The organism is Aureibaculum koreense (assembly GCF_034296135.1).
In the GTDB taxonomy this organism is placed as follows: Bacteria; Bacteroidota; Bacteroidia; order Flavobacteriales; family Flavobacteriaceae; genus Aureibaculum.
The window spans coordinates 257,308-274,076 of the sequence record NZ_JAXKVV010000002.1; the positions used below are offsets into that span (position 1 = coordinate 257,308).

At 35.2% G+C, this 16,769-nt stretch carries 11 protein-coding genes; 9 read left to right on the forward strand and 2 right to left on the reverse strand.

All coding sequences use genetic code 11. The features are described from left to right. The first annotated feature begins 11 nt into the window (after positions 1 to 11). Genes rsmD through gcvT form a run of 3 tightly spaced genes read left to right on the forward strand, consistent with a single transcriptional unit; the run spans position 12 to position 2,986 of the window. A complete protein-coding gene (gene rsmD, locus UMM65_RS03190; protein ID WP_321975025.1) occupies positions 12 to 548 on the forward strand; it encodes a 16S rRNA (guanine(966)-N(2))-methyltransferase RsmD in 537 nt (178 codons plus the stop codon). A 17-nt stretch (positions 549 to 565) separates the two neighbouring features. Continuing rightward, complete coding sequence (gene thrC / locus UMM65_RS03195; protein WP_321975027.1) at positions 566 to 1,861, forward strand: threonine synthase; 1,296 nt, start codon at positions 566 to 568, stop codon at positions 1,859 to 1,861. A gap of 42 nt (positions 1,862 to 1,903) precedes the next feature. Next, positions 1,904 to 2,986, forward strand: coding sequence for a glycine cleavage system aminomethyltransferase GcvT (gcvT, locus tag UMM65_RS03200; RefSeq protein WP_321975028.1), 1,083 nt, complete (start codon positions 1,904 to 1,906; stop codon positions 2,984 to 2,986). A gap of 127 nt (positions 2,987 to 3,113) precedes the next feature. On the opposite strand, the gene UMM65_RS03205 is transcribed toward gcvT, so the two are convergent. Next, positions 3,114 to 4,298 (reverse strand): asparagine synthetase B, encoded by a 1,185-nt coding sequence (locus UMM65_RS03205; protein ID WP_415859549.1) that lies wholly within the window; start codon positions 4,296 to 4,298, stop codon positions 3,114 to 3,116. Between the two features lie 182 nt (positions 4,299 to 4,480). Here UMM65_RS03205 and UMM65_RS03210 point away from each other — a divergent pair, with 182 nt between their 5' ends. The 3 genes from UMM65_RS03210 (at position 4,481) to UMM65_RS03220 (ending at position 10,454) form a co-directional block, all read left to right on the forward strand. Next, positions 4,481 to 6,568: a glycoside hydrolase family 20 zincin-like fold domain-containing protein gene (locus UMM65_RS03210; RefSeq protein WP_321975030.1), complete on the forward strand. Its 2,088-nt coding sequence runs from the start codon at positions 4,481 to 4,483 to the stop codon at positions 6,566 to 6,568. A gap of 389 nt (positions 6,569 to 6,957) precedes the next feature. After that, positions 6,958 to 9,003 carry an RHS repeat domain-containing protein gene (locus tag UMM65_RS03215; protein WP_321975031.1) on the forward strand — a complete coding sequence of 682 codons (2,046 nt, stop codon included), beginning with the start codon at positions 6,958 to 6,960 and terminating at the stop codon, positions 9,001 to 9,003. A gap of 725 nt (positions 9,004 to 9,728) precedes the next feature. Then, a complete protein-coding gene (locus tag UMM65_RS03220; RefSeq protein WP_321975032.1) occupies positions 9,729 to 10,454 on the forward strand; it encodes a hypothetical protein in 726 nt (241 codons plus the stop codon). 289 nt (positions 10,455 to 10,743) lie between these two features. On the opposite strand, the gene dnaB is transcribed toward UMM65_RS03220, so the two are convergent. Next, positions 10,744 to 12,258: a replicative DNA helicase gene (dnaB, locus tag UMM65_RS03225; protein ID WP_321975033.1), complete on the reverse strand. Its 1,515-nt coding sequence runs from the start codon at positions 12,256 to 12,258 to the stop codon at positions 10,744 to 10,746. 128 nt (positions 12,259 to 12,386) lie between these two features. Here dnaB and UMM65_RS03230 point away from each other — a divergent pair, with 128 nt between their 5' ends. The 3 genes from UMM65_RS03230 to UMM65_RS17610 all read left to right on the forward strand — a co-directional run bounded on the left by UMM65_RS03230 (position 12,387) and on the right by UMM65_RS17610 (position 16,760). Next, positions 12,387 to 13,460 carry a DUF3810 domain-containing protein gene (locus tag UMM65_RS03230; protein WP_321975034.1) on the forward strand — a complete coding sequence of 358 codons (1,074 nt, stop codon included), beginning with the start codon at positions 12,387 to 12,389 and terminating at the stop codon, positions 13,458 to 13,460. 312 nt (positions 13,461 to 13,772) lie between these two features. Continuing rightward, complete coding sequence (locus UMM65_RS03235; RefSeq protein WP_415859543.1) at positions 13,773 to 15,971, forward strand: amidohydrolase family protein; 2,199 nt, start codon at positions 13,773 to 13,775, stop codon at positions 15,969 to 15,971. A 6-nt stretch (positions 15,972 to 15,977) separates the two neighbouring features. Continuing rightward, positions 15,978 to 16,760: an amidohydrolase family protein gene (locus tag UMM65_RS17610; RefSeq protein WP_415859544.1), complete on the forward strand. Its 783-nt coding sequence runs from the start codon at positions 15,978 to 15,980 to the stop codon at positions 16,758 to 16,760. Positions 16,761 to 16,769: the final 9 nt, after the last annotated feature.

A 16,769-nucleotide genomic window follows, 5' to 3' on the forward strand; every position in this document is an offset into this window, starting at 1 on the left:
AAATATTTATTATGCGGATAATCTCAGGTAAGTATAAAGGTAAAAGAGTAACTGCTCCAAAAAAATTACCCGCCAGACCCACAACCGATTTTGCCAAAGAATCACTTTTCAATATAATAAATAACAATTACTACTTTGAAGATTTATCGGTATTAGATCTTTTTGCGGGCATAGGCAGTATTAGTTTAGAATTTGCCTCTCGTGGTGCTAAAGATGTAATCAGCGTTGATAATCATTACAATTCAGTTCAATTTATCCAGAAAATATCTGATGAACTTCAATTAAATATCAAAGCCATAAAAAGCGATGCTTTTGCTTATTTAAACAAGAACAAATTGACTTTCGACATTATTTTTGCTGACCCGCCTTATAATTTTACAAAAGAACAATTAGAAAAAATCATATTTTTAGTTTCCGATAAAAAATTACTGAATCAGGATGGCTTGCTAATAATTGAACACTCTAAGCACACTGATATTTCTGACTTATCAAACTTTAGTTATTCAAAAAAATATGGTAGTAGTATGTTTAGTTTTTTTGACATTTAATTTATAATTAGTATACATTGAAATATTACAGTTTAAATAACAAAGCAAAAGAAGTTTCTTTTAAAGATGCCGTAATAAAAGGTTTAGCCGAAGATAAAGGGCTTTATTTTCCAAAAGAAATAAATTCCATTTCAAAGGGAATCATTCAAAATATCAATAATTATTCTAATGAAGAAATTGCTTTTGCTGCAATTCAACAATTTGTTGGTGACGAAATTCCTAAAAGCATATTAAAAGAAATTATTACAGAGACCTTGAGTTTTGATTTTCCATTGGTCAACATTGAAGAAAATATTAAAATTTTAGAATTGTTTCATGGTCCTACCATGGCGTTTAAAGATGTTGGGGCCAGATTTATGGCCCGTTGCCTTGGATATTTTAACAAGGACAATAACAATGAAGTAACTGTTTTGGTTGCCACTTCTGGAGATACCGGGGGAGCAGTTGCAAGTGGTTTTTTAGGTGTAAAAAACGTAAAAGTTGTTATTCTCTACCCCAGTAAAAAAGTAAGCGAAGTCCAAGAAAAACAATTGACAACTTTGGGTCAAAATATTTCAGCCTTGGAAGTTGACGGCACTTTTGACGATTGCCAAGCAATGGTCAAAAAGGCATTTTTGGACAGTTCAATTACCAACTCAAAACAGTTGACATCTGCCAATTCAATAAACGTAGCCCGTTGGCTGCCACAACTATTTTATTTCTTTTTTGCCTATAAACAGCTTAAAAAGAAAAATATGAAACTTGTTTTTTCAGTGCCGAGCGGTAATTTTGGTAATATTTGTGCGGGAATGATGGCAAAAAAATTGGGATTACCCATTCATCAATTTATTGCAGCTACCAATATTAACGATGTGGTTCCCAAATATCTCAAAACCGGCTCTTACAATCCAAAACCATCACATCAAACCATTTCTAATGCTATGGATGTTGGTGATCCCAGTAATTTTATAAGAATCCAAAAGATTTACAATAACGATTTAGAGACGTTAAAACGTGACCTCCACTCCTATTCGTTTACCGATGCAGATACTAAAGAAGCGATGTTGCACATCTATAATAATTGCAATTATATTGCAGACCCACATGGAGCGGTTGGTTATCTAGGTTGTAAAAAATATCAAGAGAAACACCAAGACACACAATGCATATTTTTGGAAACAGCACATCCTGTAAAGTTTTTGGACATTGTTGAGCCAGTAATAGGTAAAACCATTGATTATCCAGAACAAATAAAGACCGTTATTTATAAAACTAAAAAAGCAACATTCATTAAGACGTATGATGAATTAAAATCTTTTTTACTTAGCAATTAATCCTTAGTTTTGTAATGAACATTTTATTTAATTGATTTTTAGATGAAAAATACTGCGTTAACTCATATTCACGAAGCTCTTGGAGCTAAACTTGTCCCTTTTGCAGGATACAATATGCCCGTTCAATATGAAGGTATTAACATAGAACACGAAACCGTTAGAAATGGTGTTGGTGTTTTTGATGTTTCTCATATGGGCGAATTTTTAATTACAGGTCCAAATGCGTTAGAACTCATCCAAAAAGTATGCTCTAATGATGCTTCTAAATTAGTGGATGGCCAAGCTCAATACAGTTGTTTACCTAATGAAGATGGCGGTATTGTGGACGATTTGATTGTTTATAGATTAAACAAAGACAAGTTTCTTTTGGTGGTGAATGCAGCTAATATTGATAAAGATTGGCACTGGATAACCAAACACAATTCCATGAATGCTGATATGAAAAATCTTTCTGAAAATTTTTCTTTATTGGCTGTTCAGGGCCCAAAAGCGGCTAAAGCAATGCAATCCTTAACTTCAGTGGATTTAGAAAATATGAAATATTATACTTTTGAAGTTGCTGATTTTGCCGGAATAGAACATGTGATAATTTCTGCCACGGGCTATACCGGTTCTGGTGGGTTTGAAATTTATTGCAAAAATTCAGAAGTGGAACAAGTATGGAACAAAGTTATGGAAGCGGGTAAAAGTTATGGTATAAAACCTATTGGTTTGGCCGCTAGAGATACGTTACGTTTAGAAATGGGCTTTTGCCTCTATGGAAATGATATTGATGGTAGTACCTCGCCATTGGAAGCAGGGCTAGGTTGGATAACCAAATTCACTAAAGACTTTATAAATTCTGAAAACTTAAAAAAGCAAAAAGAAGAAGGCATAAAACGCAAATTAGTTGGTTTTGAATTGACCGAAAAAGGCATTCCAAGACAGGATTATGATATTGTTGATGATAATCATAAAAAAATTGGTGTGGTTACTTCGGGCACGATGAGTCCCTCGTTAAAAAAAGGGATTGGTCTTGGTTATGTTCCTATTGAATATGCCAAACCTGATACAAAAATCTTTATAGAAATCAGAAAAAAATCTGTTCCAGCAACCGTTGTTAAGTTGCCTTTTTATAAAGGATAATCCCGATAGCTTATCGGGATAAGCTATTAAATCTGAGACATTAGCTGTCCAAATTCAAAAATCGTTAACCTGTCCGTATCGAAAAGGTACTTCCGGGCGGGGTTCCTATTCTCTACTAGTTAATCCTCTAGGTTTTCTGCTTTTTCTTTTTCGCTGCCGGAAACAATACATTATTTAAAATTAATCTATAACCTGGAGAATTCGGGTGCAGGTCCAATTCTGTTTTTGGGTCTCCTACCCTATGTGTATAATCTTCGGGATCGTGTCCGCCATAGAAAGTCCACATTCCTTTTCCTTTTACGCCGTGAATATATTTAGCTTCGTCATTTACCTTGTTTTCACCCATTACCAACACGGTAGATTTAACATTAGCCCTATCATAACTTGTAGTCTGCCCCATAAAACCTTTGACCAGCAAGGTGTGGTTTTGAGTTAACATCGTCGGGACCGGATCCCATTTTGCAGAGTACTCTTGTAATGAAAAATAATCTTCAGTGCGTTGAATACGACGCTTTTGTGTCATATCAATGGATGAGAATTCATATTCCGTAGGACTTCTTACCAATCTAAAATCCGTAAATGCAAAAGTTTTGTCAAAATCAATTTTATCTTGGTAATTGGGTTCTGATGGGTCTCCATCAAACATAGCTTCGCAAATATCTACACCTTCTGCGGCTAAGGCAATGTCAAAACTATCGGTTGCAGAACACATGGCGAACATAAACCCGCCTCCAATAACAAAATCGCGAATTCGCAAAGCTACATCTCGCTTTTCTTCAGAAACTTTATTATACCCTAATTTTTTTGCCAATTTTTCAGCATCCGCTTTTCCTTCGATGTACCATGGTGCCGCCCGGTAAGAACCATAAAATTTTCCGTATTGACCCGTAAAATCTTCGTGATGTAGATGTAACCATTCGTATAATATCAATTTATCGTTCAAAACCTCTTCATCATAAATAACATCGTAAGGTATTTCGGCATAATTGAGCACCATGGTAACGGCATCGTCCCATGGCATTTTATCTTTAGGGGAATACACTGCAATTTTAGGGGCTTTTTCCAATGTAACCGCTTCCATATTTTGTGATGGACTGGCAATTAGTTCCAAAATTTGCATGGCTTCCGTATCGGAAATAACCTCATAAGAAACCCCTCTGATTTTACATTCGTTTCTGAATTCCTGAACATCTTCCAACAAAAACGAACCTCCTTTATAATTGAGCAACCATTTTACATCGTTGCCCTTTTGTAAGGAAAAATAGGTAATGCCATAAGCCTTTAAATGATTTTCTTGGCTAACATCATCCATAGGGATTAAGATAAACGATGCACTAATCGTTTGACCAATCAATAATATTGCAGTAATTATGATATGTTTTAATTTAAAATTCAAACTTTAAAATTTAAGAACGCAATGCGTATATATTATAACATCAAATTTACAATTATTAAAATTAATTTGAATAAATTGCATTATCAATCTTTTTAATCATGACCAAACTCAAAGCTGTTTTCTGTTGTTTCATCCTTTTAGCAACCTGCTCCTGTCAATCTCCACAAAAAAAATCAGGTGATTTTAAATTACTGCCATTACCCCAAAAATTTGAAATTAATGGCAATAGCTTATTAAAATATAATAACATAAAATCCTATTTTTCATTAGATACCGAATTACCTGTACTAGGCAACTTATTAACAACCATTACGGATAATAAAAAACCTGAAGGAGCAGATATTATTTATAATATTGACACGACCTTAGCTATTGGTAATCAAGGTTACAAATTAACTATATCTAAAAATCAGATACAAATTACGGGCAAAGACAAAGCAGGTCTGTTTTACGGATTTAAAACGCTTGAACAATTGCTTCAAGATGCGAAAGAACAAGATGTTTACTTACCTGAATGTTCAATAACCGATTTTCCGTTACTTAGCTATCGCTCTGTACATTTAGACATAAAACACCATCTAGAAAAAACAGATTACTATTATCAATTGATAGATAAGTTGGCCAGCTACAAAGTGAACGGGATTATTGTAGAAATGGAAGATAAACTCAAATACGAAAGACAGCCCGAAATAGCTTCTGCAGATGCGTTGAGTATCGGTGAATGGAAAAAATTATCTGACTATGCCAAAGAACGACATATAGAGATCAGTCCCTTAATTCAAGGACTGGGGCATGCTTCTTTTATCTTAAAGCACGAAAAATACAAACATTTACGTGACGATCCGAAAAGTGATTGGGCCTTTAATCCATTAGATCCTGAAACCTATGAAGTGCAATTTGATTTTTACTTAGATGCCATAGCCGCCACACCGCATGGAAAATACTTGCATATTGGTGGCGATGAAGTACATACAACTGGACGAAATTCTGGTAAATCTTCATTGGAACTACAACTAATGTGGCTTAATAAAGTCTGTAAATTTGCAGAAGAGCACAATCGAATTCCTATTTTTTGGGACGATATGCCATTAAAATTGGCTGATGTTTATAAACCTATGTTCGATGTAAATCTCAACCAACAAGAAGTGGATAGTATCTGGGCTAAAAATGAGCATAAACTATCCCAATTTTTACCGCTTTTCCCTAAAAATTGTATTTATATGCGATGGAATTACAACAACTCTGAAGCACTGGGGAATGCCAAAGCAATGGAATGGTTTCGCAATCACGGCATGGAAGTTATGGGAGCTACCTCAGGACAAACTAGATGGGTATTGATGCCCCAAGAAGAAAGTAATATGGATAATATTAAATCGTTTGCTCTTTCGTCAATAAATAATGACTTAAATGGGTTGCTTTTAACCTTATGGGATGACGACTCTCCGCATTTTGAATTGTACAACCGTGGTATTATTGCCTTTTCAGAATACACCTGGACTGGTGAAAAAAGAACAAAAGAAAATTTAAAATCGGCATACCGTCAAAGGGAGTTCTCTCATGAAGTTGCTGGAGCTGAATTTGCATTTATAGACAGTTTAGAGAAACCCGTTGCTTTTTGGAAAAATGCCTTGTTAAACGGAAACAGACGCAACTACTTAAAAAGTAACAAAAGTGCAATTTCGGAAGACGTGATTGATTTGCCCGACCCAACTAAAAAAGGAGCATGGAGCGATACCCATAAAGTCCGTTTAGATAAGGTTCAAAAAATGTTAACAATAAATGATAGTGTTTCTTCAAAAATTACAGCCTTAAAATCAAAAGCCAATAGAAATACTTATACTTTGGAGGTTTACGAACAGGTGAATAAATTGACCACATATACATCTAAAGCTCTGTTAGCTTTAAAAGCTTATGACAATTCTCAAAATAAGGATCAAGAATTAGAAGCTGTTCAAAACCTTAAACAATTAAAAGAGGAGTTCACTAACTTAAGAAGCGAATTTGAAAGAGTATATGGTAAAACACGAATTCTGAAGAAACCAGATAATTACATTTTAGACCAAGACCACCATGTACATTTAGCCAATCAAAGTATATCGTTCGATTGGCAATTTTATGCGGAACTATTGTTCTTACAAAAATTGGATAAGGAGTTGTTGAAGAATGTAGAAAAGATAGTGGATTAATTAACGTGACTTCGAAGTAAAAAAATTATGTCAGTTTGAGTGTTTTTACGGGAGCAAAAGTGTATCGAAAACAAGTAATTTTTATAAAAAAAACCTAATTTCGATAAAATTTTCTTCAATTCATTGCGAAAAACCACTCAATTTTACGACTTTATATAAACAGAACGTTATATTAAACTCACGTTAACTATAACTACGACCCCATTACGGGCAGTGTATTAAAAGTAGATTATCAAAAGAACAATGCACTGGAACGTTATATACATAGATACGATTATCACAATGCCACGGACCAACTGGTAAAAGTAGAAACTTCTACCAATGGTACCGACTATACCGTACAAGCCGAATATTCCTATTACGAAACCGGAGCTTTACGCCGCACCGTATTGGCGGAAAATTTGCAGGGCATAGATTATATTTATAACTTAGCGGGACAGCTAAAAGCCATTAACGATCCGGATGGTAACGACCCCGGAAATGATGGTAACAATGGCATCAGTACAGATGTATTCAGTATGACCTTAGATTATTATACAGGCGATTATAACCGTGCCAACATCCATACGGCAACCGAGGGCAAGGACCAGTACAATGGCAATATAAAAGCCATGACCTGGAAAACCACGGGTGCTGTTGCCGATGGTATGGAAACCTATTATTACGATTACAACAAAAACAACTGGTTGGCAAGTGCCGGGTTTTCTGCTCCCGTGGATGGTAGCGGTACGGCCTTGACCGATATAACCCGAGATGCCGCGGTAACCGCCAACGAAGATGTAACCGCAAGAAACAGCATAACCCTATTACCGGGTTTTCATGTAGCCTCGGGTGTAATGTTTACCGCTAAAATAGACCCCAATGCCACAGGTGGGTCAAATAGTGGTGATTATAATGTAACCAATTTAACCTACGACCAAAACGGAAATTTGTTATCGTTAAACCGAAACAAAGACACTCAAAACGGCAACAACCGTATGGATGAGCTGACCTACCATTACAAGCCCAACCTAAACCAACTGGACCATGTTACGGATAAGGTCGATGAAGATGGTGTAACCACCAACGCCGATGACATAAAAACCCAAGCTGCCAATAATTATGTTTACAACAGCATTGGGCAATTGGTAAGCAATACGGAAGAAGGTATTAGTTATATATACAATACCAGCGGATTGGTAACCGAAGTGCAAAAGGACAACCAACCGCTTGTGAAATTTTATTATAATGACAAGGGTTACCGTGTACGCAAAGAAGGTTTTGTAAATGGTACGGTAACAAACACCGAACATTATGTTAGGGATGCCTCGGGCAATACCTTGGCTATTTATAACGATAATGTATTAAAAGAAATGCCCATTTATGGAGCAAGCCGTTTAGGGGTCCATTATAAAGATGGCAACAAGGATGTTTATCAGTTGACAGACCACCTCGGTAATGTACGTGCAGTCATTGCAAAAGTTAACAATAGTGCCGCAATCTCTAGCTCTACTGACTATTACCCATTTGGAATGCCAATGCCCGGCAGGCAAACCATTGGCGGTGAGCTGTACCGTTATGCCTACCAAGGGCAAGAGAAAGACCCCGAAACCGGGAAAGAAGCCTTTCAGTTGCGGCTTTGGGACAGCAGGATCGGGAGGTGGTTGACTACCGATCCATATAGTCAATTTCATTCTCCTTATTTAGGAATGGGGAATAATCCGATTAATGGGGTTGATTCTGATGGAGGATGTTGGGATGAGTTCGGAAATCCTTGTCCAGATGGAGCACTTGGAGATGTTTTCACGGATTATGATGGCGTGGAATGGACTTTTGGAGAAAGTGGTTGGGATACAAACGCTTTTGCTTCTTCAGCTGTTTTCTTAACAGATTATTCTAGGTTATTGAACGATTTAGGTACTGGACTAACGATTGGTGGATTTGGTATTGCTAATTTTGAGAGGGCAATTAGTAAGTCTCTCGCTAATAGATCATATGTAATAAATACAGGTAGAACTTTGAATCAAATAGATGATGTTGTTAATTTTAAACCTCAAAATTTTGATGATTATTTAAGAACTGCTTCAAACTATAAAGGAGAATTGAGAATTGTAGATACAGAGTTAAGAGCAACATTAAATGCGTTAAGGGGTGGTGTAAAGTATTTGGGATATGTTGGAAGTGTTGGGGGAGGAATAGTGTCTTATGTTGAATTTTCCGAAGGAATAATTTCTGGAGAACAGTTTGCTGTAGATATCGTTATGACTGGGGTCGGCTTTATTGGCCCTATAGGTGCTGGTGTCTCGGCCTTTTATTTCATTGTTTTAAGAGATAGTAGGAATATGTACTTATTGCCATTCGAAAGATATGATGTTTACAAAGACGACTTTATTAGAAAGGACAATATAAAGGTCAATCTCAATATTCATAAGAATTTAAATATTAAGGTAAAATGAATTTAAATGTTTTTTTTGTTATTATTTCTAAGTTATATATTAAGTTTTCCAAAAGAGAAAATGATTGGTTTTATTTACCAATTCTGATTCTTAGTTTTTTAATAGGCATTAATATATTAACGCTATCAATGTTATTCATTAAAGTACATCCAGCGATTATGATATTTTTCGTATTTCTGTTATTCTTCGTTTTGATTATTTACTATAAAAAATTTAAGGATAATAAATTATTAGTTATAAATTATAAATTATCTAAATGGAATTATATTTTTACATTAATGTTCCTTATTATAGATTTTTTATTCTTATTTTATATATTAAAATATGTTAGAAGTTTGAATATGATAAACTGACTGGGTTTACGACAAACCCCGCTCCCGCTAGCCCGCTCGGCGAAGTGTAAAACAAATATAAATCGGTACGCTGTGCGAATGTCCCCTGACTTCGCACTTTACTTTAAAGGAAAGCATAAATTAACTTCATTAATGTTAGGAAAGTATTTTATAAGATTGTGCCATTTCGTTTCACTACATTCGCAATAACTTTAACATTTAACGCGTAGAGGGAAGTCAAAATAAAACACAATAGGGTTATGTGAATATTCACTGATTTCTCACAATTGTATTAAAAGTATAAAGGAAGTCATTTTACTATCAAAATTGATCAAAACATTGGTTAAACCAATAGTTTTCAATATATTTACCCTAATAAAAAGCTAATGAACTATGAAGAAAATGTTACTCTTATGTATGGTTTTGCTATGGGTATCTTGTAAAACAGTACAAGTAAACCAATTGGCACAAAAAACTACCAAAATAGTGGTAGAATTGGGTACTATTGGTGAGGTAAATAAAAAACTAGAAACTACCGTTTTTCAAACCACCGCGGTGCCTAATTACCAGCAAAAAATTAGAATCTCTGCCAATATTGTTGCTTTTAACAACAACACGTTTAATGCGTATGCCAAAGCAGCCACACAGCAACATCAAAAAATAAAGGTTACGTATATAGATTCTGTTGCCAATAAACCTGGCTATGCCAATTTACAAATTTTAGACAAAGTTCAACTAATCAATGAGCTTAATGCAGCACATAACAAAGGTGTAAATGCCTATTTGCAAAACACTAAAAACAACGTACTAGTTACCAAAGTTTCCGCTTATTTTGACAGTATAGACTTGCAAAATATTTCACAGGCAGAAGAAGTGTATCTAATCAATAACAAACCCCAAAAATATAGTCTGGAATTGGTTAAAAACGGTAAGGTTTTTTCCAATATAGATGTATCCAAAGCAGTACCATTTGCCTATCGCACTTCCGCTTTTTGTTGGAAAAAAGAAAGAGGTCAAATCAGTATTGCCAATTTGGTAAAACAAAATGAGAGTTGTGCCAGAGAAACCTATAGAAATGTAGCCAAGTTGAATAAAAAAATAGATTATTTTAAATATTAGAGCTTTGCTTTGCTAGGCCTTACCGTCTTTGCGAGGAGGCACGACGAAGCAAACTCATAAAGTGTAGTGATGTCATTAATGGGATTGCGTCACTACGCTCGCAATGACAAGTACCCCCGCTCCCGCTAGTCTTTGATTAGTGGAGAATATAGCAAGTAAAAATGTTATAGATAAAATCCACAAGTTATATCCCGATAGCTATCGGGATGGCGGTAGTTCTGAATAATAGGACTATATTAAACCAAAAACATATCTAAAATCTCAAGTCCAACATCTCATATCTAATCATTTAAAACGGCACATCCCCATCATCATCATTTACAACATCGTCAAAAGCATCACTTGGGTTTTGGGGTGTTATAAAATCGTTCATTTTAGATTGAAACTCACTTGAAAAAGATTCTTCTAAATCTGAGAATTCTGCCAAATGACCTGTAAATTTTAATCGGATATTTTCCAAGCCACCATTTCTGTGTTTGGCAACAATAAATTCAGCTTGTCCTTCACACGGGCTACGTTCTTCGTCGTCCCATTCGGTATGTCCATAATACTCTGGTCTAAAAATAAAGGAAACAATATCGGCATCTTGTTCAATAGCACCAGATTCACGTAAATCGGACAACAACGGACGTTTACTCCCTCCACGGGTTTCTACCGCACGAGACAATTGCGATAATGCAATTACGGGAATACTTAATTCTTTGGCCAATGCTTTTAAGTTCCTGGAAATGGTAGAAATTTCTTGTTCTCTATTGCCACCGCCTTTGTTTACATTACCAGCGGTCATTAATTGTAAGTAATCAATAATAATTATTTTAACACCATGTTGCGAAGCCAATCGTCTTGCCTTGGCCCGTAAATCAAAAATGGATAACGATGGTGTATCGTCGATAAAAATAGGTGCTTTGGATAAATTTTTTACTTTAACGTTCAGTTGCTCCCATTCATGGGGTTGTAAATCGCCTTTTCTTAATTTACCAGATGATATTCCCGTTTCACTGGAAATCATCCTCGTTATTAACTGAACAGAGCTCATCTCTAATGAAAAAATGGCAACGGGCGTGTCAAAATCAATGGCTACATTTTTTGCCATGGACATTACAAATGCCGTTTTACCCATACCCGGTCTTGCCGCTAAGATGACCAAATCGGAAGGTTGCCAACCAGAAGTTAAGGCATCTAATTTTGAGAATCCTGACGGAATACCGCTCATCCCTTCTTTATTGGAAATTTCTTCTATCTTTTTAAGAGCTTGGGAAACAAGACCTTCTGCCGCTTCTGAACTTTTCTTTAAATTCCCTTGAGTTACCTCAAATAATTTGGTCTCTGCAGAATCTAACAAATCAAAAACATCTGAAGTTTCGTCATAGGCCTCGTCGATAATTTCGCTTGAAATACTTATCAAACGCCTTTGAATATATTTTTGAATAATGATACGTGCATGGAACTCGATATGTGCCGATGATGCCACTTTTTGGGTAAGTCCGACCAGATAAAAATCACCACCTACGCTGTCCAGTTTGCCTTCTTTGCGAAGTTGGCTTGTTACCGTCAATAAATCTATGGGTTCAGATTCGTTAAACAGGGTAAACATGGCATCGAAAATGAGTTGATGTGCCTGTTTATAGAACGCATCGGCATGTAAAATGTCAATAACATCATCAACACCTTTTTTATCGATCATCATTGCCCCTAATACAGCTTCCTCAAGGTCAACTGCTTGTGGTGGCAATTTGCCTTTTTCTAGGTTAATTAGAGTGCCTTTATTAGGCTTTTGTGTTCTGACAGGTCGTAAATTTTCCATTGGAACAAAAGTAATTTTTTCTTTATCAATTATACCCTAAAGTACAATTATATTTGAACAGAAACTGTTAATAAGTGATATTTTTGTTAATAAGTTTTACACTCTGTTTTTTTGAGTATTTTTGACCAATGAAGGAACTCACCCAATATCAAATACTTAGCCTATTATTACCTGTACAAATACTTTTAGTACAATTTATTTCATATTTTCCGAATGTTGTTGAACGTTATTACTCCAATGGAATTTATCCATTTATTTCCAGCATTTTTAGAATTGTTTTTGGTTGGATACCTTTTTCCATTGGCGATATTTTTTATTTCTTGTTAGGATTATTTTTGCTCATCAGCATAGTAAAATGGATTAGAAGCAAGTTTAAAAATACAATGCAACAGCTTTTTAGATTAGGTGCTTATTTATCCGTTTTTTATTTTTTCTTTCATTTTTTGTGGGGATTGAATTATTACCGAAATTCTCTATACATAAATTTAAAACTAGAACGAAAACCATATACTGTTGAACAGTTGGGCAATTTGACCCAAAAATTGTTGGATAGGCTCGAACATACCCAAAAAATATTGACAAAAAACGATACTTTACCTATAATTGTGCCCTATTCCAACACTGAAATTTTGGAAAGAACACAGTTGGCTTATGACGCTCTTGCCGAAGATTATCCCGAATATAAATACAAAACAGTGTCGTTAAAAAAATCATTGTTTAGTTTGCCATTGAGCTATATGGGGTTTTCTGGGTATTTGAACCCCTTGTCGGGAGAGGCACAAGTAAACAACGACGTTCCAAAAGTAAATTTACCTACAATTAGCTGTCATGAAGTTGCCCATCAATTAGGTATCGGATTTGAAAACGAAGCCAATTTTATCGGTTTTTTAGCGGGAATAAAAAGCCGCGATCCTTATTTTAATTATTCTTCAAATTTAAAAGCATTTCGGTTTTGTGTTGCTGGATTGCATTATCTAGATGAAAAAAAAGCCAATGAATTCATAGAAAAAATACCCAAAGGAATATTTAAGAACATCAAAGAATCAGAAGAATTTTGGACTTCCTATCAAAATAAATTAAAACCGTTTTTCCAACTCTTTTATGATGGTTACCTCAAGGCAAATCAACAAAAAGAGGGATTGAAAACCTATAGCAGAATGGTTGATTTGTTAATTGCTTATGACCAAAAACACGGAATTTAACTTGTTAATTAAATTCTTTAATTATCTCTTATATATATTCTAATAATTCTTATTTTTAGCTTTTTATCATAAAATCTAATTGATTGTCCTTAATTTGACATAATGGGTTCGTCACCCTGTCCCGAAAGCTTTCGGGATTGTTTCAGGGTCTCATTTAATAAATAGTTGAGTGCCAAATAGTAATGAGATGCTGAAATCGAAGATTCATGAATTCAAATAAGAAACAATAGAAAATCTATAAATAAACGAGTTCAGCATGACGTTAATCTATATTATTACTAATTATGGATATTCAAAAATCTAAACTATCAAATGAAAAAACCAAACTTCTCACTCTATTTTAATTTATTCTTATGCTTGACTTTTTTAGGTTTTACCGCAATTTCTGCCCAAGAATATTTTCCTAAAAATGATGGCGTTAAAACCAAAAACAACAATTTTATAGCATTTACAAATGCAACTATAATTGTAAGTCCCAAACAGACCATTAAAAATGGCACCCTGCTTGTTAAGGGTGAAAAAGTAATTGATGTTGGGGGCAATATTACAATCCCCAAAAATACTATTAAAGTTGACCTTGACGGAAAAAGTATCTATCCTTCTTTTATTGATGTTTATTCTGATTTTGGAATCACAAAACCTAAACCACAACGGGGTAGTTTTGGCCAAGCTCCACAATATGACACCAATAGAAAGGGTTATTATTGGAACGAGCATATCAGAGCCGAAACCAATGCATTGAATGTTTTTAAATTTGATTCAAAAAAGGCTGAAGATCTACGTAGTGTGGGATTTGGTATGGTCAACACGCACTTACAAGATGGTATAGTACGCGGTAATGGTGTTTTGGTAGCGTTAAACTCCGAGGGTTCTGATGCAAATAGATTGTTGGATGTGAATTCTTCCCAATATTTATCATTTAATAAAAGTAATGCTTCAAGACAAGTCTATCCTACCTCGTTGATGGGTGCTATGGCCCTGTTACGTCAACTTTATTTGGATGCGGATTGGTATGCCAAAGGAAATGTTGAAACCAAAGATTTAACACTCGAAGCCTTTAACCGCAATAAAAATTTAAAACAAATATTTTATGCCGGCGATAAGCACAATGCCTTGCGAGCGGATAAAATTGGAGATCAATTCGGAATACAATATACCATTGTTGGTAAGGGGAACGAATATCAATTGATTGATGAAATAAAAAATACGAATGCCACTTTTATTATTCCGTTAAATTTTCCAAAGGCTTACGATGTTGCTAACCCTTATCAAGCTGATCATATCAATTTGGAAGATATGAGGTATTGGAATCAAGCACCGACAAACTTAAGCGTATTGGCTAAGAACAATGTGCCTTTTTCAATTACAGCTTCAGAGTTAAAATCTCTAAAAGACTTTACCAAGAACTTGCAAAAGGCCATTGATTACGGATTGGATAAGACCAAAGCATTAGAAGCCCTAACTACAATTCCCGCACAAATTTTAGGAAAAAGCAATCAGATCGGCACATTGAACAAAGGAATGCAAGCCAACTTTTTAATTACTGATGGCGATATTTTTAATTCCAAAACCAAGTTGTACGAAAATTGGGTACAAGGCACAAAAAATGTGATTAAAAATATGTCCGTTAAGGATTTATCGGGTTCTTATACCCTGAGTTTAGAAGGTAAAACCTACGATCTTACTTTTTCTGGAGATGCCGAAAAGCCCAAAGTATCCATAAAACAAGATACTATTAAATTAAAAGGTAGTGTTACTTATAGCGATAATTGGTTGGGATTAGTTATTATGGACAAAGAGAATGTTCATAAACTGAATGCCAGAGTTCATACCAATACAGATAATATCAATGGAGATGCTCATATGGCTAACGGAAAGATGGTAAGTTGGTCGGCAATTAAAAAACCGTCCGAAGAAAAGAAAAAAGAGGAAAAAGAGGATAAAGGGGGTAAAAAGGTTTACGATGTAGTGCCGGTAACCTATCCTAATATCGGTTATGGTTTTTTAGAAAAACCAAAAGAAGAAACCATTTTATTTAAAAATGCAACGGTTTGGACCAACGAAAGTGAAGGCATCCTTAAAAATACAGATGTACTTCTTAAAAATGGTAAAATTGCAAAAATTGGTTCTAATCTATCTGCTGGTTCGGCTAAGGTGGTGGATGCCACTGGAAAGCATTTAACCTCGGGTATTGTTGATGAACATTCCCATGTCGCTGCTCAATCGGTAAATGAGGCTGGACAAAATTCAAGTGCCGAAGTTACCATTGAAGATAATATTGATAGTGAGGACATCAATATTTATAGAAATTTAGGGGGCGGTGTTACTACCATGCAAATCTTACACGGTTCCGCAAATCCAATTGGTGGTCGTTCGGCCATTATAAAATTAAAATGGGGCGAAATTGGTGATGACATGATTTATACCAATACGCCAAAATTTATAAAATTCGCTTTGGGCGAAAATGTAAAACAATCTCGATATCCCACAACAACAAATAGATTTCCTTAATCTCGAATGGGTGTGGAACAGATGATAACCGATTATTTTCAAAGAGCGAAAGAATATGTTGCCCTTAAAAAAAGTGGAAAACCCTATAGAAAAGATATTGAAATGGAGGTTTTGGCCGAAATTTTAAATAAAGAACGCTTTATTACAGCACACTCTTATGTTCAGAGTGAAATTAATATGCTAATGAAAGTAGCGGAAAAATTCGATATTAACGTCAACACATTTACACACATTTTGGAAGGTTATAAAGTAGCCGACAAAATGAAAGAACATAGTGTAGGTGGTTCAACTTTTTCGGATTGGTGGGCTTATAAATATGAAGTAAATGATGCTATACCTTATAATGCTGCCATAATGCACAACGTTGGTGTGGTTACCGCCATCAATTCTGATGACAGGGAAATGTCGCGGCGTTTAAACCAAGAAGCTGCCAAAACCATGAAATATGGTGGTGTTTCAGAAGAAGAAGCCTGGAAGTTTGTTACGTTAAATCCCGCAAAATTATTACACATTGATGATAGGGTCGGTAGTATTAAGGTTGGCAAAGACGCTGATGTAGTACTTTGGTCAGACCATCCGCTTTCCGTTTATGCTAAGGCCGAAAAAACCATAATTGATGGTAAAGTTTATTTTGATCTTGAAACTGATAAACAAAAACGAGAAGCCATTAAAAAAGAACGCAATCAACTGATTAATATGATGTTGCAAGAAAAAAATGGTGGTGCTCCAACGCAAAAACCTGAAAAGAAAGTGAAACCAGAATTGCACTGCGATACTATTAACAATTAAAATAAAACC